This window comes from Sandarakinorhabdus sp. AAP62 (assembly GCF_000331225.1).
In the GTDB taxonomy this organism is placed as follows: Bacteria; Pseudomonadota; Alphaproteobacteria; order Sphingomonadales; family Sphingomonadaceae; genus Sandarakinorhabdus.
Map to the genome: position 1 here is coordinate 252,162 of NZ_ANFY01000005.1, position 19,831 is coordinate 271,992.

At 61.4% G+C, this 19,831-nt stretch carries 15 protein-coding genes; 4 read left to right on the forward strand and 11 right to left on the reverse strand.

The features are described 5' to 3' along the window. Window positions 1-58: 58 nt before the first annotated feature. On the forward strand, window positions 59-817 hold the full coding sequence (locus tag D619_RS0105680) for an SDR family NAD(P)-dependent oxidoreductase (protein WP_017667609.1): 759 nt from the start codon (window positions 59-61) through the stop codon (window positions 815-817). Continuing rightward, window positions 814-2,037 (forward strand): MFS transporter, encoded by a 1,224-nt coding sequence (locus D619_RS15715; protein WP_017667610.1) that lies wholly within the window; start codon window positions 814-816, stop codon window positions 2,035-2,037. The genes D619_RS0105680 and D619_RS15715 overlap by 4 nt, the downstream gene beginning before the upstream one ends. Here D619_RS15715 and D619_RS0105690 read toward each other — a convergent pair. From D619_RS0105690 to D619_RS0105715, 6 genes are all read right to left on the reverse strand, one after another. Then, a complete protein-coding gene (locus D619_RS0105690) occupies window positions 2,009-2,641 on the reverse strand; it encodes a hypothetical protein (protein WP_017667611.1) in 633 nt (210 codons plus the stop codon). The genes D619_RS15715 and D619_RS0105690 overlap by 29 nt on opposite strands. Further along, a complete protein-coding gene (locus D619_RS0105695) occupies window positions 2,638-3,402 on the reverse strand; it encodes an alpha/beta fold hydrolase (RefSeq protein ID WP_017667612.1) in 765 nt (254 codons plus the stop codon). Before D619_RS0105695 ends, D619_RS0105690 begins: the two co-directional genes overlap by 4 nt. Beyond that, the gene (locus tag D619_RS0105700) at window positions 3,399-4,223 is read right to left on the reverse strand and encodes a hypothetical protein (protein ID WP_017667613.1); all 825 of its coding nucleotides are present in this window, start codon (window positions 4,221-4,223) and stop codon (window positions 3,399-3,401) included. The genes D619_RS0105695 and D619_RS0105700 overlap by 4 nt, the downstream gene beginning before the upstream one ends. Next, entirely contained in the window at window positions 4,216-4,521 is a 306-nt protein-coding gene (locus D619_RS0105705) for a hypothetical protein (protein WP_017667614.1), read from the reverse strand. The genes D619_RS0105700 and D619_RS0105705 overlap by 8 nt, the downstream gene beginning before the upstream one ends. After that, on the reverse strand, window positions 4,518-5,660 hold the full coding sequence (locus D619_RS15720; protein ID WP_017667615.1) for an alpha/beta hydrolase: 1,143 nt from the start codon (window positions 5,658-5,660) through the stop codon (window positions 4,518-4,520). The genes D619_RS0105705 and D619_RS15720 overlap by 4 nt, the downstream gene beginning before the upstream one ends. A 287-nt stretch (window positions 5,661-5,947) precedes the next feature. Next, a protein-coding gene (locus D619_RS0105715) for an IS3 family transposase (RefSeq protein ID WP_152417314.1) occupies window positions 5,948-7,134 on the reverse strand; the annotation gives its coding sequence in 2 pieces (ribosomal slippage) (window positions 5,948-6,882 and window positions 6,882-7,134; 1,188 coding nt in all). Between the two features lie 367 nt (window positions 7,135-7,501). Between D619_RS0105715 and D619_RS0105725 the strand changes: the two genes are divergently transcribed. Further along, window positions 7,502-9,532 (forward strand): NADPH-dependent 2,4-dienoyl-CoA reductase, encoded by a 2,031-nt coding sequence (locus D619_RS0105725; RefSeq protein ID WP_017667618.1) that lies wholly within the window; start codon window positions 7,502-7,504, stop codon window positions 9,530-9,532. A gap of 98 nt (window positions 9,533-9,630) precedes the next feature. Continuing rightward, window positions 9,631-10,788: a hypothetical protein gene (locus D619_RS0105730; protein WP_152417316.1), complete on the forward strand. Its 1,158-nt coding sequence runs from the start codon at window positions 9,631-9,633 to the stop codon at window positions 10,786-10,788. A gap of 167 nt (window positions 10,789-10,955) precedes the next feature. On the opposite strand, the gene D619_RS0105735 is transcribed toward D619_RS0105730, so the two are convergent. Genes D619_RS0105735 through D619_RS0105755 form a run of 5 tightly spaced genes read right to left on the reverse strand, consistent with a single transcriptional unit; the run spans window position 10,956 to window position 19,527 of the window. Further along, on the reverse strand, window positions 10,956-12,008 hold the full coding sequence (locus D619_RS0105735) for an endonuclease NucS domain-containing protein (protein WP_017667620.1): 1,053 nt from the start codon (window positions 12,006-12,008) through the stop codon (window positions 10,956-10,958). Next, window positions 12,005-12,742: a SprT family zinc-dependent metalloprotease gene (locus D619_RS17565; protein ID WP_081587051.1), complete on the reverse strand. Its 738-nt coding sequence runs from the start codon at window positions 12,740-12,742 to the stop codon at window positions 12,005-12,007. Before D619_RS17565 ends, D619_RS0105735 begins: the two co-directional genes overlap by 4 nt. Continuing rightward, complete coding sequence (locus tag D619_RS0105745; RefSeq protein ID WP_017667621.1) at window positions 12,732-15,797, reverse strand: HsdR family type I site-specific deoxyribonuclease; 3,066 nt, start codon at window positions 15,795-15,797, stop codon at window positions 12,732-12,734. The genes D619_RS17565 and D619_RS0105745 overlap by 11 nt, the downstream gene beginning before the upstream one ends. Next, window positions 15,794-16,987, reverse strand: coding sequence for a restriction endonuclease subunit S (locus D619_RS17155; protein ID WP_017667622.1), 1,194 nt, complete (start codon window positions 16,985-16,987; stop codon window positions 15,794-15,796). Before D619_RS17155 ends, D619_RS0105745 begins: the two co-directional genes overlap by 4 nt. Continuing rightward, window positions 16,984-19,527, reverse strand: coding sequence for a type I restriction-modification system subunit M (locus D619_RS0105755; protein ID WP_026090754.1), 2,544 nt, complete (start codon window positions 19,525-19,527; stop codon window positions 16,984-16,986). The genes D619_RS17155 and D619_RS0105755 overlap by 4 nt, the downstream gene beginning before the upstream one ends. Window positions 19,528-19,831 lie beyond the last annotated feature (304 nt).

The following is a 19,831-nucleotide window of genomic DNA, read 5'->3' on the forward strand; positions in this document are numbered from 1 at the left end:
AGCTAGTCGCTCTGCCGGCCGGGGGCAATCATGGTGGCGGTGAACGCGGAGCTAAACAATGAATCGATTGGCCGACAAGATCTGCATCATCACCGGCGGAGCCGGCAGCATCGGTTTCGCGACCGCGCGGCTGTTTGTGGATGAAGGCGCACGGGTGGTGATCGTCGATCGCGATGAGGCCGCGCTGGCCACGGCTGCCGCCGCACTTGATGGTGATCGCGTGCTGGCCGTGGCAGCGGATGTGACCCGTGCGGCGGATACCGAACACTATGTGGCCGCCACATTGGCGCGCTTTGGTGGGCTGGATGTTCTGTTCAGCAACGCCGGCAACGATGGGCCGATCCTGCCCGTGACCGACTATCCCGAAGCGATGTTCGACAGCATCATGGCCGTGCATGTGCGCGGATCCTATCTGGCATGCAAATATGCTGTGCCGCACATGGCCAATGGCGGCAGCATCATCATCACCTCGAGCGTGGTTGGCGTCATGGGGGTCCCTGCCAATTGTGCCTATGTCGCGGCCAAGCACGCCCAGATTGGCCTGGCACGTGGGATCGCCAAGGAGGTCGCGGGTCGCGGCATTCGCGTGAACACCATCAACCCCGGCCCGGTGGACAATGACTTCATGCGCGCCGCCGAGATCCAGATGACCGCCGCCACCGGCAGTGATGCCGCTGCGAAATTCAATCAGATGATACCGCTTGGCCGTCACGTCGATCCCGTGGAGGTGGCGCGCGGTGCGCTGTTCCTCGCCAGCCCCGACAGCAGCTTCACCACCGGCAGCACGCTGATGATCGATGGCGGCATGAGCGCATGATCGCGGCTGACCGGGTTGATGGGCCTGCCGGCTGGCGCGTTTCGATCGCGGCCATGCTGTGCCTCGCGGTCGGACCGTCGGCGCTGCTTGTCGCCAGCTTTGGCACGTTCGTCGCGCCGCTTTCGGCCGAATTCGGCTGGAGTCGCGGTGAGATCGGCTTTGCTGTCAGCCTGATGGCGGTCACCATCATGCTGGTTGCACCGATACAGGGCCTGCTGATCGATCGGTTCGGGCCGCGGCGCGTTGTTCTGGTGTCTGTGCCGCTGTTCGCTCTTGGCCTGGCCGCGCTGGCGCTGCTGCCGCGCAGCCTGACCCTATTCTATGCCGCCTGGGTGATGCTGCCGATTCTCGCGTTCGGTGTCTGGCCTGCATCCTATCTGAAATCAGTAAGCAGCTGGTTTGTTGCGCGGCTTGGCCTGGCGATCGGCGTTGCCAATGCCGGCATTGGCATCGGCACGATCATCATGCCGCCGATCGCCAACCGGATGATCGAAGCCTTTGGCGTGCGCAACGCCTTTGTCGGCATGGGGTTGCTGGCGCTGACAGCGTTGCCCGTTGCCCTGTTGTTCCTGCGCGAACGCCCGGCAGATGCGGCGCCGGGCAAGCCTGCCGCATTGTGGGGCTACGCCGAAATGGCACGGCAGAAGGAATGGCGGACGATCGCGGTCGGCTTCTTCCTGCTCGGCATATCCGGCACCGGCCTGCTGGCCAATCTGGTGCCGATTCTGGCGTCGACCGGCGCCAGTCAGGCGACGGCGGTCCTTGGCATGTCGTTGTTCGGCATCGCCGCACTCACCGGTCGGTTCTTCACTGGCTGGCTGCTCGACCGCTTTCACGCGGTGCGCGTCGCCAATATCTTTGCAGCGGCTTCTGCCACCGCGCTACTCACCCTTGCCGCCGGGCCGCCGGTGCCGCTGGCGATGGCGGCGGCTGTGTTGCTCGGGCTGATTTCAGGCGCCGAGTTCGACATTCTCGCCTATGTGCTGCGCCGCTATTTCGGGATGCGCTCGTTCGGCAAGATGTATGGCGCGATCTTCAGCCTGTTCCAGATGGGAGCAGGCGCCGGCGCCGCCACCATCGCCGCAAGCGTGGCGTCAACCGGCAGCTATTCGGTGGCCCTGATTGTGCTTGCGGTTGCCACCGGTCTGTTCATGATCGGTTTTGCCCGATTGGGCCCCTATCCGGCACGACCTATTCCATCGCCATCCGAAGCGCACTGACCGCACATTCCGGCGTGGTCAGCACCGGGCGGCCAGTGGCGGCCGCCACGGCAGCAGCGGCCCTGGCCAGGCTGAACTGCGCCAGCGCAATCACGTCGCAATCGGTCAGCGCCATGGCAGCGGACGCCGCAATCGCATCATGGTCCGGCCCGCGGCCTGCCGCCAAGGCCTCGAGCGCGCCGGCTGCATGGCAGGCCACGATCGTGCGATCCGCAGGAAATTCACCAACCATGCTGGCCAGCGTTGGCGCAAAGCTGGCCAGCAGGCCGATGCGCTGGCCAGCCGCGCACGCTGCGGTGATCATCGCACTGTTGGGCTTGTGGACCGGCATCGGTGCCAGATCGGCGGCGACGGCATCGATTGCCAGGCCGAAGGCGGAACAGGTGAACAATATGCCATCGGCCCCGGAGTCGCGCGCATAACGCCCCAGCTTCAGGAAGCGCGAAACCATCGCCTCGTTCAGCTGCCCATCGCGGGCAAGATCGGCCGACAGACTGTCATCGAGGAGGTTGCTGATTTCCGCTTCCGGCCAATGGACAGCAAACGCGTCGGCGATCGGATCGACCGACTGGCGCAGGGCATGAATCAGGGCGATGCGCGTCATGCCGCCAGCATGAACGCCCCGAGCGCTTCGGCAAAGGCAACGGGCGCTTCGACATTGGCGAGATGCGCGGCGTCGAGGCTGGCCAGTTGCGCATGGGGCAGTGCCGCAACGATGCCGGCCATGATGGCCGGCGTCGTTGCAAGGTCATGCGCGCCGCTCAACACCAGCGTGGGAGAGGCGATCGCGGACAGGATATCCCGATGATCGAGGGAGGAAATCATCCTGGCCGCCGCGATGAAGCCGGCCGACGGCGTCGCCTCGATCATGCTGCCGATCCAGTCGAGTGTCAGCGCCGCAGATGCCGCGAAACCGGGGGTGAACCAGCGATCGAGCGTGACGGCGCGCTGGCTGGCCATGCCGCCCTGTTCCACCGCTGCAATCCGCGCCCGCCACATGTCTGCCACCGGTGGCGGCGTGAATGCCGCACAATTGGCCAGGGCAACCCGGCTTGCCAGCGCCGGGTGCCGGACAGCAAGCTGCATGGCCACCATGGCGCCGAACGAAAGGCCCGCGATGCTTGCACTGTGGATGCCGAGCCCGGCAAGTGTGGCGGCAACCGCGTCGGCATAGTCGGGATAACCGGGGCTTCCCGTCATGGCCGGGCTGTCGCCATGCCCCGGCAGATCGATGCGAACCACGTGAAACCGTGATGCGAGTGCTGCCAGTTGGGGCGTCCAGAGTGCCGAGGATGTTGCTATGGCATGCAACAGCACCAGCACCGGTGCATCGGACGGACCGGCGCGATGGGCGGCCATCGTCATGGCAGCCGCCAACGACCGAGGGCAATGCCGGTATACCATTCGGCCATGCCCTCGTAGAAATAGGTTTCAAACGGTGCTCCTGCGGCAATGCCCTGGGCGACCAGCCAGTTTCGCACTTCCTCTGCCCCGTTGCCGGCAGAATTCACGTGCGCGCGGGCGTATTGGGCGGCAACGTCAAGACCGCCGGCTTCCAGATGGCGCAGGAACTGCCGGTCGAATTCCGCATTGAGCTGGCCCATGCGCGGCGTCCCGACATCATGGCTGAGCCCGCCGGTTGCCAGCACCACGACCCGATCGGCACCTTTATATGACTGGATGGCCGCGCGCAGAGCACCGCCCAGCGCCACGCTGCGCTGCATCGTCGGCATCGGTGGCTGCACGGCGTTGACCAGGATCGGCACCAGCGGATGGCGGCCGGCGATGCCGGCGCGATCAAGCGGCGTCAGCGTGCCATGATCAAGGACGAGTTCCATCGACAGGGCCGGATCGAAACCGGCTTCAATCACTTCGCGCAGCAGATGCGCACCCAGCAACGGATCGCCCGGCAGGGTCTGCTTTGGCACCTTAAGCCAGCCTTCGACCGGGCTGATGTAAGATGATGCGATGCCGATGCAAAAAGCCGGCAGGTTGTCGAGATAGAAGTTGTGAAGATGATCATTCGAAATCAGCAGCACGGCGTCGGGCGCCAGGCTGTCGATCTCCGCGCCGACTCGTTCGAACTGCGCGAAGGCGGCATCACGCCGCGAGACGCCCGGTGCATCGGGCATGTTGCTCATGATGGGGGTATGGCTAACGGCGAAAACCCCAGCGATTTCAGCCATGGGCTTGGCCCTCGACAGCCCGCAGCGCCGCCAGATATTTGGCCTCGGGGACCCGCAGCTGCAAGCAATAAGCGCGCAGCAGATACGGGTTGGCGCCAAGAAGATACAAGGCGCCGATATCGGTTTCGGCCAGGGCCTTGCGCGCGCCCTCCGAGATGTCCGCCGAGGCCAGATAGGCGGCCGGATCAGCAAAGAACCGGGCCTCCTCGGCACGATCATGCTGGACGTCAAACAGGATGCGGCCGATCCGGTAGGCATCGTCCGTCGGCACATCGAGAACCCAGTTGCGCGCCATCATGCGTCTGCCGCCACGCGCGTGCACAGCCAATCGACGATCAGCGGCAAGGTCTGGGGCGTGATGCCCATATGGCCGCCGGGGAACATTCGCACCGTCTTGGGGCTGCCATGGCCGGTGAGAAGATCGATGTCGGCAACCGGGCATTGGGTATCGCCGCGCCCGTTTACCAGAAGCAGCGGGGCCGAAGGCCGATCGAGCAAACCCTGATCAAGCAGCGACAGGCTTGCAAATGCCCTTGCATAGCCTTCCTCGCTGTCCACCCCAAGCATGCGCATCCGCGTTTCCACCAGTTCCATCAGATAGCTGTCCGGGTGGCGCGAACGGTCGATCCACTCGCGCTGGAACATGAAATGTGCGCCGCCGCCCCAGTTCACCGCTGCGGCAATGCGATCGGGAACGACATGGGCCAGTTTTGTCGCCCAATAGCCGCCGAACGAACGACCCAGCAAACCGACCCGAGCGCCCCGCAGGTCGGCCTGGGCTGCAGCCCAATCGAGGACCGGCAGGAACTGGCGATCGGCGTCGGGCGTGCCTTTGACCGGGCTTTCGCCGGTTCCCGGCCCATCGACCGCAATCGTGGCAATCCCGCGCGCCAGCACGAGATCGCTCGCCGCTGTCATCTGTTCCTTCCAGGCATCGACCCCGCCCCACATGACCACAACGGGTGGTCGCTCGATGCCAGGGGGGCGTCGGTACAGGAACACCACTTCACTGTCTTCAAACGGCACCGTGACGCGCACAACCGGAGGATTGAACAAGGCGCCCGCTGCGAGATAGGCGTCCCGCTCACGCTCGGCGCAGGCCAGCTTGTCAGGGTGGTTGGGGCAGGGAAACCGCCCCAGAAAGAAAAACCCGTGGGCCCGCAGATAGCCGGCACGCCGTTCAACCGGATCGGCGATGGCCGCAGCCGCACTGAACGCCGCTTCCCCCGCCTGGCTCCACGCCGACGCCCACGAAACAGGATCAAGCCCTTGCAACTGGTCAACGACGGCCTTCGTGTCGGCGAGCGACAGGTTGTTCATCGGGTGGATCTTGCGCGACGCCCGATCCAGCATCCAGGCTTTGGCCTCGGCCAGGGTGCGCGGCCGGTCTTCCTGAGTCTCGGGCCGCGGCGGAAGCGATGGCGTCTGATCAAACATGGCCAAATTACTGTACGATTGTACAGTCCATGTCAACGCTGCTTGTGGATGTTTGCGCTGGGGCCAAATGGCCCATTATCTGGGGGCGAACCGTAACGGCCCTGCCACCCGGCGTTGCTGGTTCCGACACGCCCCCCCCGGATCGCTGAAACGATAGTCACCAAGGCCAAGCAATCTCGAAAATGTGCTGGCACCAGAGGCAGCCAGTTGGGTCAACCTGCCCCGCGCCACAAGCCATTTTTGGACGACCACGGCCAGACAACAGACTGTGACCTGACCCCCTGATTTCATCCAGCGGGGATTAGAGCCGGGCGATTGTTGTTGCGCATGGGCGCGTTGGAAGCAATGGCCTGTGGAGCGGAGCCCGAAGGGCGCAGCGGAGCAGGCCATTTCTTGTTCAGTTCAGCGGCGAACGCCGCTGGGGTCTCGTAGCCAAGGGCCGAGTGTGGCCGGTGTTGGTTGTAGTCCGCCACCCAGGCCGCGATCGCGATGCGGGCATGGTCGAGGCTGAGGAACAGCGTCTCGTTGAGCAGTTCATCACGCATCCGGCCGTTGAACGATTCCGCGTAGCCATTCTGCATCGGCTTGCCGGGGGCGATGTAATGCCAGTTGATCGCGGCCTCGCTGCACCAGGCCAGCACCGCGTTGCAGGTCAGTTCCGTGCCATTGTCGCTGACGATCATGCCCGGCTTGCCACGATGGCTGATCAGCTCTGTCAGCTCCCGAACCACCCGGCGACCGGAGATCGAGGTGTCTGGCACTGCGGCAAGGCACTCCCGTGTCACGTCATCGACGATGTTCAGCACGCGGAACCGGCGCCCGGATGCCATCTGGTCGTGGACGAAGTCCAGGCTCCAGCGCTGGTTGGGCAGCGCCAGCACCAGTGGCGCCGCCCTGACACCGACAGCACGCCGGCGTGCCCGTCGCTTGCGCACCGTCAGTCCCTCCTCGGTATAGAGGCGCTGGGTCTTCTTGCGGTTCACCAGCACGCCGTCGCGGCGCAGCAGGATGTGCAGCCGGCGATAGCCGAACCGTCGGCGCTCAGCCGCCATCGCACGCAGCCGCTCACGCAGGTCGGCATCATCCGGCCGCGTCGAGCGATAACGCACGCTCTTGCGATCAGCCCCAACAACCCGGCACGCCCGCCGCTCGCTCATCCCCAGGCTGGCCTGAAGATGCGCCACCGCTTCCCGCATCGCGGCAGGCGTCACCATTTTTTTGACAGCAGATCCTTCAACGCCGCGTTGTCGAGCATCGTGTCCGCCAGCAGCCGCTTGAGCTTGGCGTTCTCCTCCTCCAGTGCCCGAAGCCGCTTCGCCTCGGACACCTCCAGGCCGCCATACTTGGCCTTCCAGTTGTAGATCGTCGCTTCCGACACACCGTGCCGCCGGGCCAGCTCAGCCGTCTTCGCGCCCGCCTCGGCCTCCTTCAAAATGCCGATTATCTCCTCTTCCGTGAACCGCGTTCGCTTCATCGTCCGTCCCCTCCAAGGGCCGGACTCTAATCAATCGTGGAGGAAAATCAGGGCGTCAGGTCAACTGCGTCAAAATTTCCCAATGATTCCAGTGCCCAGTTTTGTCCTCTTTGGTGCACCAAATCGCAGTGCGGCTGGCTGCGTGCCGCAGTCAGACTCGCACAAGATCGGCCGGCGACCAAAAAAGCGACCCTCAGGTCGCCTTTTTCGTGTGTCGTCCGACGACGTGGCTCTGCCACGCTCTTTCCTTCCCTTCGCTGCCACCCCAGCAGACTCGGCGGCTCTGCCGCCGGCTGCGCCAACACGCGCTGCCCTCTGCAATCTAGGAAGGATGACGCCCCCCGCCGCCCCTGATAGCCTCTCCCCCATGGCTCACCCAAAATACCCGCTCACCTTCACCCCGCTCGATCTGGGGTTCACCCGCCTCAAGAATCGCATCCTGATGGGATCGATGCACACCGGCCTTGAAGATATCGAGGGTGGGTTCGAGCGCATGGCGGCCTTCTTTGCCGAGCGGGCGAAGGGCGGGGTGGGGATGATCATCACCGGCGGCATTGCCCCCAATCATGAAGCCGGCGGCGGCGGCAAGCTTTCAACGGCGGAGGAAGCCGCCCAACACCGCATCGTCACCGAGGCCGTGCACACTGCCGCGCCCGATGTGAAGATCGTCATGCAGATTCTCCACGCCGGCCCGCTGGCTGGCACGCCGGCTTGCGTGGCGCCATCCGCCATCCGTTCTCGCATCGGTCGCTTCGTGCCCAATGAGTTGGACGCCGACGGGATCGAGAAGCAGCTCGCCGATTTCGCCAATTGCGCGGTGCTGGCGAAGGCCGCCGGCTATGATGGCGTCGAGATCATCGGTTCGGCCGGATATCTCCTGTCCACCTTCCTCGTCGAGAAGACCAACACCCGTACGGATATATGGGGCGGCAGTTTCGAAAACCGCATGCGCTTCCCCGTCGAGGTGATCCGCCGCACGCGCGCGGCTGTGGGCGACGATTTCATCCTGATCTTCCGCATCCCGGCGATGGACATGCTGGAAGGCGGCATGTCGGGCGAGGAGGTGATTCAGCTGGCGCATGCGGTGGAGGCCGCCGGGGCGACCATCATCAGCACCCACTTCACCTGGCACGAAGCGCAAGTGCCGACCATTGCCACCATGGTGCCACGCGCCGCCTTTGCCGAAGTGACGGGGCGAATCCGCAAGCATGTGGGCGTGCCGATGATCACCTCGAACCGCATCAACATGCCCGAAACGGCGGAGCAGGTGCTGGCCGCCGGCCATGCCGATCTCGTCTCTATGGCGCGGCCGATGCTGGCCGATGCCGATCTGGTCAACAAGGCGTGGGAAGGCCGCGAGGACGAGATCAACACCTGCATCGCCTGCAACCAGGCCTGCCTTGATCATACCTTCACCGGCAAGCTGACCTCGTGCCTGGTTAATCCGCGCGCCTGCAATGAAACGCTGATGCCGGTGGTGCCGGCGGCCGCCCCGCGCGATCTGGCCGTGGTTGGCGCCGGGCCGGCGGGCCTCGCCTTTGCCGTGGAGGCCGCCCAGCGCGGCCACAGGATCACGCTGTATGATGCCGCATCCGAAATCGGCGGCCAGTTCAACCTTGCCAAGCGCGTGCCGGGCAAGGAGGAGTTTCACGAAACCCTGCGCTATTTCAAGCGCATGATCGAAAAACTGGGCATCACGCTCAAGCTCAACACTCGTGTCGATGCCGACAGCCTGGCCGCGGCTGGCCACGACGAAGTGATTGTCGCCACCGGCATTCGCCCGCGCACGCCCGACATGCCGGGGATCGATCACCCCAAGGCGGTGCCCTATATCGACGCCATCCTGGGCCGCCGACCGATTGGCCGTCGCGTGGCCATCATGGGCGCGGGCGGCATCGGGTTCGACGTGGCGACGCTGATCACCCATGCCGGGCCGTCGGCGGCGGTGGATATCCCGACCTTCTGCCGCGAATGGGGGGTGGATTTCGTCAATCACCCGCGTGGCGGTGTTACCGGCCTGGTGCCGCAGATCGAAAAGACCGATCGCGAGGTGGTGATCCTGCAGCGCCGTGACGGCGCGCCGGGCAAGACACTGGGGCGCACCACCGGCTGGACACACCGGCTGAGCTTGGTGCGGCGCGGCGTCAAGATGATGGGCGGCGTCACCTATCTCAGGATCGATGACGAAGGCCTGCACACGCTGATCGGCAATGAACCGCGGCTGTTCGAGGTCGACACGGTGATCATCTGCGCCGGGCAGGAGCCGGAACGGACGCTTTATGATGCACTGCTGGCGCGCGGGCTGAAGGCCAAGCTGATCGGCGGCGCCAGCGAAGCGACGGAGCTGGACGCCAAGCGCGCCATTGCCGAAGCGACGGAACTGGCGCTGGCCAGCTAGGATCAGTGCGCATCTGCGCAGGGGAGGCAGACATGCAACCAGCAGCACGGCCTGGCTTGTGGCAAATGTGTGCAGCCGGGGCGGTCCTGTTGCTGGTCATGGCGGGGGCCGCACGCGCTGCACCGGCGCAAACCGACGACGGGGCCTACACGCGCTATGAATTGCTCGCGCCTTCATCCCACAAGTTCCGCATCGTGTACGACATCACCGCCACAACGCCGGGGGCCAGAACTTATTATAATCCCATCCGCGCCGGCAGCATCGCCACCGACGAGCATGTGACCGACCGGGCGACGGGCGCGCCGCTGGCCTTTGCCGAAGTTGATGGCGAAATCGCCCGGACCGGCGGAGTCGCCAACGCGCCGCCGGGAAGCAGATATATCGCGGTCACGCTGGCGCGGCCGGTGCCCGAAGGCGGCGGCGGGCGCATCCGGATCGACAAGACCTATGAAGACGCCAAGAGCTATTACAGCGATGGAGACGCCATCGTGTTCGATCGTTCGCTGGGGATCAAGCGCAACAGCATTGTCTTGCCGGCAGGCTATCGGCTGGTGTCGGTGAATGTGCTTGTGCAGGTGCTGCAACAGGCCGATGGCCGCATCGCGCTGTCGTTCCTGAACGCCTCGCCAGCGCCGATGCCGCTGCGAATTCGTGCCGTTCCGGGCGGCGTGATGGCTGCGGGATCAGCGATGGCGGCCCGGCTCGTCGAACGCGCGGCGCAAACCCGCGAGATCGTCTATTATCTGCGCGAACCCGATACCCACAGTTTTGATCTTACCCACGATTATACCGAGGAACGGGCTGGCGTTGGCGCCTATGTCAATGTCGTCCGGGCAGGCAGCACGGTATCCAACCCGTCGGCGCGGGACCTGGATACGGGTGCGGCGCTGGCCACGGAACTGGTGAAAGGGGCGGCGATCACCGCCATCGACCCCCGGGAAACGCGTGTGACCGCGGACACCACGGCAGTGGTGTTCCGCTTTCCGCCCGTGGCGGCAGGGGGCAGCCGGCGCATCCGCATCGCCGAAACCTACACCGATCCCGATCGCTACCGTGTCGTGGCCGGCGAACTTGTCTGGCACCGCGCGTTTGGCCGCCCGGCCAATGCCGTCGTGCTGCCGGCCGGCTGGATGCTCGCCAATTCGACGATACCGGCTGCGATCAGCACCACAGCCGATGGGCGTACGCGGCTGGATTTCCTCAATCCGCGTCCCGACGATATCGATGTGGTGATCACGGCCCGGCGCATGCCATGATGCGAGCGGCCTTGCCGCGCTGGATGCCCCGCGAGGAGGGGAAGGTTGAGATCAAGCGCGTCTCTAAATAATTGATTTAATAGAGCATATTATAGAATGTGGATGCCTCTTGTGCCACATAATTGTGTGACAGTGTGTTACACCGCCCCCAGAGGCGGCCCAGATTTTCAATCTTGCGCATCTTCCACTCCGAACTCCCGAATGAGAAAATCTACAGTCTCGGGATCACGGAGCCGGCAAACCACATTTTGATTGGCAAACGCCCCTTTGAATGTGCGCGCATCGTGAGCTTCGAAAGTGCGCTTCCATTCAACACCCACTACATACTCGGCAAGCGCGGGATCGGTTGACCGCGATTTTATGGCTGGGCCGTCTAATGGCTGGTCGAACAGTGGACCATTAGCCGTTTCAAACTGGCTCGCCAAAACTTTCGGAGAGGTCACGATCCCATAACCAATGTAACCTGCACCCTTGTGATAAGCGAAAATCTTGTCGCCCACATTCAACTGATCCAGACGTCCCGAATAAAAGGGGCCGCCGCCGGCTTGCACATAGCCATAGCGCCTCATGTCTTTCCACGAGCGGTGATCGCTGAGTCCAGCGTTGACAAAGAAGAAGCCGGACCAAGGCGCTCGAACCTTCCGCTCTGAGCGCTCCTCAACTGCCGCCTGATCGAGCAAAAAGTCCGTGGTCAGCCACTCTCCACCATCCGCCCCAAAAACCGTGAAGAAGGCAGTATTGATGGCCACCCCATGCTCTTCAGACAGATACTCGACGATCCGCCGCGAGGCGGGGTCCAACTCGCTGGCAACGATCAGCATGGAGTGACTGCCGTTCAGCTGTTCGGGGATGCGTTCGCCAAAGCGCTCTTGAAATGTGGCTGCCAGACGGGCTGGGAGATAGCGCTCTGCCAACTCATACACAGCGGGCGTGGTCAGTGTGCGCACCCAAGTGGCATAGTCCAGTATCTGCGCGACGATATCGCGAGGCGTGCGGTCCTTCTTGAGTTCGATGATAACCAGCCCGCCTGAGCGGTCGAGTGCCAGCAGATCAATGAACTTTCCGTGATCGGTTGCAACTTGACGACCGATTATCAGAGCATCGAGCCCCAACAGTGATGGGTCATCGGCAACCCAACCCTCAATCTGACTTTCCTGAGACAAGGCGCGCCGCTCGGCACGGACTAGGCGACCGCCTTGGATCTTGAAAAGGTTTGTCATGCCTTCACCTCGCAGAAGGGCACAGAAGCTAAAGGTAGCTTGTTCAGCTCGTCACGAATAGCGCGCCAGTTTGGCATTTGGCGATCCATAAGTGCCACGAACTCGTTGCCATGCTTGCGATGTATGAAATGAACGATCACATGCAACACGATGTAAGCGATGCAGCGAGGAGGCTTTTGGGCGAGTTCTAGATTCAGCCAGATACGCCGTGCGGCAGGATTTGATGTCCCCCATTTCGTGCGCATTTTCCTGATACCAACCGCAGGCGGCTCAAGCCCCAACCGCGCGGCCCATTTTGTCGCTTCCGCTTCAGCTCGCGCGCGAAGTTCACGACGATGCCAAATCTGCATGGCTTTTTCTCGTGCCTCACTGCTGGCCTCCACAGGAGCGAAAAACTCTATGCGATTGCCTCCTGCTAGCCGGATGCGGATGGGCGGTCCTCCGCTGGTGACTTGCAGCCGATATCCCTTGCCTAGGAAGTAATGAGTTTCTCCTGAGACATACCGCCGCTCGGTTTGGCGGTCTTGCGCCTTGAAGTTCCGGCGTTGGCGATTGATCCATGCAACCCGCGTAGCGACTGCGAGCCGAATTGCATCCTCGGATACATGCCATGGGGCAGCAACGCGGATGCGTCCATCGGGCGGATAAACTGCAAGATGAAGGTTTTTTATAGGCTTGCGCACCAAGTCGATGGACAAGCCGCCGACATTTAGGGTGCAGGTTTCAATAGCCATGTTGACCCTTCACCAGGTCAAATACGTCTTCAACCTTGCCATCATCCACATGCTGCCGGATGGCCCGCTTGATCTCGCGCTCCTTCATGAGGTTGCCTCGCCAGTCGTCTTTCTTGACCGCTCGGATTGCGGCATCGATGGCAATTGCGAGCGAGGCATCGTCTCCGAGGTAATCAAACAGCGCCACTTTTTCGGGCGTATCGATCTCAACTGGTCGCGCTCTACCTCCCTGTGGTGCTGCAACTTTCTTTGCCAGCTCCAGTATTTTCGCGAGATATTTTTCATAATCGATTGCGTCGGTCCGCCGTTGCTCAATCAGATCGTCAAGCAGTTGCGACATCTGCTCATAATAGCGTGGATTGACCGGTGTTTCGTCGATGATGAGTTTGCGGACGTTGTTTGCGATGGTCTCGGCCACAGCTTCCTGACTGCCCTTGATACCTTCGGGCAAAGCGTCGATGGCCCCTTCGCCACGCTCTACGATGAGCTGGATGAGCGTCATGTCATCAAATGCGGAAATCTTTTCGCTCTCGTCAGCGCGGATATAGGCATCGATCAGGTGCCGCATCGCCGGTTCATAGAGCTTCAGGTCCACGAAGTCGCCGCTGGCCAGTTTCACCTCGTTGCGAACTTTTTCATAGAACGCGATTTCGTCGTGCACTGCCTTGGCCGTGCCTGGGTCATAACCCGCCTCTGCGATCTCGTTTGCAATGTTTGCATAGGCGCGGATCAGCTTTGCGGTGCACTGATAGAGCGCCAACCGCTTGGGCTCGGTATCCTTCAACCCCTCCTTGTTGCTGATGTTGCCGCCGCAGAAGAAGCGGATGAAGGCAGGCGTGTCACGGGGCGCTTCTACTGGCTCGCACAGCGCCCGGATCGTCTCCAGAGCGTCCCCCAGCTGTTGCGCTGCCTTCTCGAGGCGGTTGGACAACAACCCTTCTACATCCTCCTTGGCATAGGCATCGAAGGCTTCCGAAGTGTAGTCCTTCATCGACCGCTCAAGGCTTCTGAACAAGTCCTTGTAGTCGATGATGTAGCCATAATCCTTGTCGTCGCCATCAAGGCGGTTGACCCGACAAATGGCCTGAAACAGCCCATGATCCTGCAACTGCTTGTCGAGATAGAGATAGGTGGCCGAAGGCGCGTCAAACCCAGTCAGCAGCTTGGCGACCACAATCAGAAGCCGCATCTGCCCCGGTTCATCGATAAACTTCTTTTTGGCTGCCTTCTCGAACTCTTCGGTGGTCTTGCCAGCCAGCATGTCGGTGTAAATCTGGTGCTGGAGCAGCTTCTCAGTCAGCCCTTCGCCAGTGTCTTCCTTCTTGATGTCTGCCGCCGAAGGTTCGTAGCTAGTGACAATGGCACACTGCCCCTTGAGTGGCGTCTGCTGGAACATCTCGTAATAGCGGCAGGCGTTATAAATGCTGTCCGATACCAGGATGGCATTGCCGCGCCCGCTCATCAGCCGGTCGCGGGTGCTGAAATCCATCACAACGTCCTGCACGATCTTTTCCAGGCGCGACTTGCTGGACATGACCTTGCGCATCGTGCCCCATTTTTCCTTCACCTGCGCCTTGGCGAGGTCGGAGAGGCCTGCGGTTTTCGCTTCGAACCACTTGTCGATCTTTTCGGGTGACGTGATGTCCTGATCGATGTCGCGCGCTTCATAGAGGAGGTCCAGAACCACCCCGTCGCGCACCCCTTCGTCATAGCGGTAAGTGTGGATGAAGGGGCCGAACACCTCCATGCTCGTCTGTTTGTCTCGCTTCAGCAGCGGCGTGCCGGTAAAGCCCAGGAACAGCGCATCGGGCAAGATGGCCTTCATCGCGGAGTGGAGTTTGCCCGATTGCGTCCGGTGGCACTCGTCCACGAACACATAGAGGTCGCCCTTGGGCGCAAAATCTGAAGGGATCGCCTTCATCAGTTCGGCGATGAAATCGTCGGCAATGCTGTCGTCATCCTCCTTGCCGCCAAATTTGTGGACCAGTGAGCAGATCAGCGGCGGGATCGTGTCGTTGAGCTTGGCGATCAGGTCCGCGCCGCTCTTGGTTCGATAGATCGGCTCGCCCACGCCTTGGAACACGCCTTCAATTTGTTCGTCCAGTTCGGTGCGGTCGGTGATAAGCAGCACGCGGCTGCCGGTGATGTTTTCCCTGATCCACTTGGCCAGCCACACCATCGTCAGGCTCTTGCCCGATCCCTGGGTGTGCCAGATGATCCCGCCTTCGCGCCGCTTCACATAGGCTTGCGCCGCCTTGATCCCGAAATACTGGTTGTGCCGGCAGGTCTTTTTCACGCCCATGTCAAAAAGGATGAAATCGTGCATCAATTCGATGATTCGGTCCTTGTTGCACAGCTGGGCAAGCGCCTGATCTAGAAGGCTTTGCGTGGAATCGATCTCCGCGCCTTCCTCCAACCAGCGCAGCCAGAATTTTTGCGGGGTTTGCGTCGTCGCGTAGTGCAGACCTTCGGTGTCGTTGCCTGCCATGATCAGCTGCATCGCGGCGAAGAACGGGCGGATGAACTGCGGACCTTGCAGTGAAATCGCCTGCCTTATGCCCTCTCCAATAGAAACCGTGGACCGCTTGAGTTCGATCAGGCCAACCGCAAGCCCGTTCACGTAAAGCACCAGGTCGGGGCGGCGGATGTGCTGCCCGGCAACCGTCACTTCCTCGGCAATCGCGAAATGGTTGCGGCTAGGGTTCTGCCAGTCGATCAGTTCGACCGTGCGCTTGTGCTCGCCCGCCCCGGTGGAAACATTCACGCCATAGCGCAGCAGGCCATAGACTTCACGGTTCACGTCGAAAAGCGAAGCCGACTGATTGCCCGCCGCCTGCTCAAGCTGGAAAAGCGCCCGCTTGATAAGTTCGGCGTCATAGCCCTGTTCTTCCGACAGAAACCGGCCCAGCAAATCGCGCTCGATGGCGCGGTTGTTCTCGCGCTCGTGCCAGTCGCCGAGGTAGGTGTAGCCCAGCCGATCCCGGAACAGCGCCACCACCCGGTTCTGAACCACGCGCTCGATTTGGCCGACAGGGATGGGCTTGGGATCGGTCATGCCAGCCTGATCTTTCCGGTGAGGAGTTGCTGCATCATCCCAATTTTGACCTGTCGCAGCTTTACGAGTTGCGCCTGATCCACAGCAATGTCGGAATCCATGTCCATAGCGACCGATGCAATTGCGTCCTGCTCATCTTTAGTCGGCGGCGTAAGGCAGTGGATGAGAAGAAGCTTGGAAACCACAAGCACGGGTTGAGCCGATGCCTCCGAGAATTTATTCAGATTCAAGTCTCGTAGCACGATTGCGAGCCACAAAGCTGACGTATCTGAGTTGGGTGACACTACAATGGCGTGCTCTGAGGCGAAAAACTTACCTTCTGCTAAGGTAACATTGCCGCACAGGGCGCCAACGCGGCCAACAAGCGGAAATACTCCCTCATGAGTATAGCGATCAGTGAACCCTCGAAAGCCATTGCCTCCAAAGCAGCGATATGGACCGTAATCAGACAACGATTTGCTCGTGATCCCAAAGCCGCTTTTCATTGAGCAGAGGGCCGCAAGCGGTCGGCTTTCCCACTCCCCTGAAAAACCGGGAAGGCGGCGGGTGCCGGAGAGGAGGGCTTGCATGGTCGCGGTCTTAAGGGCGCACTTTTTTGCGATCACTGCCTCTAGCGCCGCAATCGCCTCGTCCATGTCCGACAAGGCTTCGGCGATGGCAGATTGTTCGGCAACAGTTGGGGGAATTGCAGCAAGCAGATTCCCAACGCCGGTTAGGCTCATGCCCGCTTTCGCACCCGCGTCGGTTGTGGCGCGAACACGACGCTGAGAGCCTTCGGTCGCAAGAAAATATGAGAGAAACTTGGGATTGGCTTGCGTCTGATCAACCCGAACCGTTGCGATGTGCTGGTTGATGTAGGCAGGCTTTGGCACGCGGTCATCAACATAGCCAATTATGCCAATGTCGGCGGTTATAGAGACCAACACATCGCCATTGCATAGTGCGGTGCGGGTGCCCTCATTCTCGCTTTCCGGCAACTTGACGCACCTGAGATCAGATAGGTCGGGATAGATGTTTTCCCGCGATAGATTCGTGATCCGAACGAAAGCGTCGCCGGTTTCGGCGTAATACTTGGCCCAGCCACGCGATCCGCTGGTGATGAACGGCTTCAATGAATTGAGCGGCTTCGCATCCCAGTCATTTGGGAGAACGCCTAATTCGGTCATCTTGTATCCGGCGGGCACACTCATAGAGCGAAACCCATCTTCGCCAGATGTGCCGCGACGCGCGCCTGCGCATCGTTCGCTGCCTGCATTAAGTCAGGCAGGTTGCGGTCGTAGCGTTTGGCCAGTTCGCCGCACCGCACCGAAAGCCGCTGCGCCACCCGCGCAAGCTCGCCTTCCACCGCCGCCGCCAACCGTGCCAGCCACTTGTCGTCGATCACCAGCGCCTTGGCCTCGTCCAACGTCAGCTTGGTATATTGATTCACCACCGTCCCATCGAGCGCGGCCTTCGCCGCCTTCACATCGGCCTTTGCATCCTTGATCGCGTCAGCCAGTCTCAGCGCCTCGTCGATCTGGAAAAACTCGAGGAATTCCGGCAGTTCCTCCACGAACTCGGACCACAGCCGATCTGGTATAGCCGTGCCTGCTTTCTCGGCTTTCTCGAACTTTTTGAAGATGCCCTTGTCAAACGCGGCGACAATCGCTGCCCGGCGAACCTTCGCTGCCTTCACGTCAAAATCGCCGTCCTCATCTACCGCCTCGGACAGGTCACCGTCTTCGCCGCCATGTTCCTCGACCATCGCCGCAAGCTCGGCTTCCAGCCGCTCGACCTCGCCCTCCAGCCGTTCAATCTCCGCTGCCTCATCGGCAAAGAAGCGCGCCACGATCAGCGAGGGCGGGATCAGTTCGGCCTTGAGATAGATCGCGCTCTTGCCGCCGCCCAGTTTGATATCCGGCTCTTCGGCAAACTTCTTGTCTTCGTCCCGCTCAACCTTGCGGATCACCTTCGCCGCGTCCCAGCCGTCAATCGCGAGGATGCCGGCATCGTCCTGCATCACCTCGTCCCAATAGGACATCAGGTGCTGATACACGTCATAGCCGTCGATGAGCGGCAGTTCGGCAAACCGACCCAGCAAATCCTCCGACAAGGCATGGATCAGCGCAGACGGGCTGTGCCCAACCCCGAAGCCGGCCAGGGCGGGCCGGTGCGCATCGCGCCAACCTGCGAACGCCTGATGCACTGCTTGTGCATAGGCCGCAAAATCCTCACCATCGCAAATAACTGCCTTCATCTCTATTGGAGACACCAATGGCGACACTGTGCCGGGGCGCGGTCCATCACCAAACAGGCGGGCTCGCGTTTCGGCCAGGACGTCCCAATAGGGTTGCAGCGCATCGATATCCGCCGCCGGAATCCCCCCGCGAAGATGCGCCTCGATGTCGTGCAAATCCTCGGCGCTGCTGCTGTCGATGTAGCGCGGGATGTTGAGGTTATATCCCTCGGCCTCAATCCGCTCGAACGAAACCATCTCGGCATAGCCAGGAACATGCAGCTGTCGGGTGAAGCAATCGACAATCTTGTGCACATCCTGGTCGCGCAACCGGTTCTTGGGACCATCCTTCACGAAGCCCTTTGAGGCATCGATCATGTAGATCCCTTTGCGGTTGCCCGTGTGCTCCTTGTCCAGGACGATCAGGCAGGCGGGGATGCCAGTTCCGAAAAACAGGTTTGCAGGCAGGCCAATGATGCCCTTGATGTATCTCCGCTCGATCAGCTTCTTGCGGATCGTCGCCTCGGTGTTGCCGCGAAACAGCACGCCGTGGGGCATGACGATGCAGCCCTTGCCGGTCGATTTCATCGACGCGACGACATGGAGCAGATAGGCATAATCGCCATTCTTTTTCGGTGGTATCCCAAAGTGCTCGAACCGCTCGAACTCGTCCTTGTCCGGCACAATGCCGGTCATCCACGCCTTGTCCGAGAAGGGCGGATTGGCGACGACAAAGTCAAACCTGTCGAGTGCGCCCGCCTTCTGGAATTGTGGCTCGGTCAGCGTGTTGCCCGCCTTCACCTCGGCAGTGGGCACGTTGTGAAGGAACATGTTCATCACGGCCAAGCCGCGTGTGGCCACGTCCTTTTCCTGGCCATAGATCGTGAGATCAACCGGCGCTTCATGGTGGGCACGCAGCAGTAACGAGCCTGATCCGCAGGTGGGATCATAGATTGTCTGGCTGGCGCTCTTCGCTTCATGCACACCGATCACCCGCGCCATGATCCGTGACACCTCGGCGGGGGTGTAAAACTGGCCCTTGCTCTTGCCGCTTTCGGTGGCGAAGTGGCGCATCAGATATTCATAGGCATCGCCCAGGATATCATCTCCGCCAGCCTGATTGCCCTTGAAGCTGAGATCGGACCGATTGAAGATGCTGACCAAGTTCGAAAGGCGTTTGACCTTTTCATCGCCCTTTCCGAGCTTGTCGCTATCGTCGAAGTCAGCATTGTCGATGATGCCACGCAAGCCATTTTGCTCGGCCAGCGTCGCGATGATGGTATTGATGCCTTCGCCGATGTTCTTGCTGCCAACCAGCTTCACCATATCGGCGAAGCTGCCGCCCTTGGGCACAATCACGGGCGCATAGGGATCATCACCGTATTTGTCGGAAACATATTTTACGAACAGCAGGACGAGGATGTAATCCTTGTAGATCGAAGCATCCATGCCGCCGCGCAATGCATTGCAGCTTGCCCACAGCGAGCTGTAAATCTGTGACTTCTTTACGGCCAAGGTGTGGTTGCCCCCATAAGTTGGTGTTAAGGCCCGTAGGTTGCGGTGATGCAGCCAGCGGACCGCGAGGCGTCAGCCGCCTCTTGAGCCTATGTCTATGGCGCCACTCTGCACGTGTAGCGGCTCGATGCCCAGAGCGTCGCGCGTGCAATTGATTGCAATTGCCTGTCCGCGCCTGCCAGCCGTCGCTCGGCGGTCGCCATCGAGGGAACGTATGGCAGAAACGCAATTCTGATGGCAACCGGAATGGGGGCCATTTGGTGTTCGTTTCGGCCATTTGGATGAGTGGGTTGCCCAACCGTGC

Excerpts from the sequence above, each read along its gene's own strand:
- D619_RS0105680 (WP_017667609.1), top strand. The coding sequence starts at position 59 with ATGAATCGATTGGCCGACAAGATCTGCATCATCACCGGCGGAGCCGGC.
- D619_RS15715 (WP_017667610.1), top strand. The coding sequence starts at position 814 with ATGATCGCGGCTGACCGGGTTGATGGGCCTGCCGGCTGGCGCGTTTCG.
- D619_RS0105690 (WP_017667611.1), bottom strand. The coding sequence starts at position 2,641 with ATGACGCGCATCGCCCTGATTCATGCCCTGCGCCAGTCGGTCGATCCG.
- D619_RS0105695 (WP_017667612.1), bottom strand. The coding sequence starts at position 3,402 with ATGACGATGGCCGCCCATCGCGCCGGTCCGTCCGATGCACCGGTGCTG.
- D619_RS0105700 (WP_017667613.1), bottom strand. The coding sequence starts at position 4,223 with ATGGCTGAAATCGCTGGGGTTTTCGCCGTTAGCCATACCCCCATCATG.
- D619_RS0105705 (WP_017667614.1), bottom strand. The coding sequence starts at position 4,521 with ATGATGGCGCGCAACTGGGTTCTCGATGTGCCGACGGACGATGCCTAC.
- D619_RS15720 (WP_017667615.1), bottom strand. The coding sequence starts at position 5,660 with ATGTTTGATCAGACGCCATCGCTTCCGCCGCGGCCCGAGACTCAGGAA.
- D619_RS0105725 (WP_017667618.1), top strand. The coding sequence starts at position 7,502 with ATGGCTCACCCAAAATACCCGCTCACCTTCACCCCGCTCGATCTGGGG.
- D619_RS0105730 (WP_152417316.1), top strand. The coding sequence starts at position 9,631 with ATGGCGGGGGCCGCACGCGCTGCACCGGCGCAAACCGACGACGGGGCC.
- D619_RS0105735 (WP_017667620.1), bottom strand. The coding sequence starts at position 12,008 with ATGACAAACCTTTTCAAGATCCAAGGCGGTCGCCTAGTCCGTGCCGAG.
- D619_RS17565 (WP_081587051.1), bottom strand. The coding sequence starts at position 12,742 with ATGGCTATTGAAACCTGCACCCTAAATGTCGGCGGCTTGTCCATCGAC.
- D619_RS0105745 (WP_017667621.1), bottom strand. The coding sequence starts at position 15,797 with ATGACCGATCCCAAGCCCATCCCTGTCGGCCAAATCGAGCGCGTGGTT.
- D619_RS17155 (WP_017667622.1), bottom strand. The coding sequence starts at position 16,987 with ATGAGTGTGCCCGCCGGATACAAGATGACCGAATTAGGCGTTCTCCCA.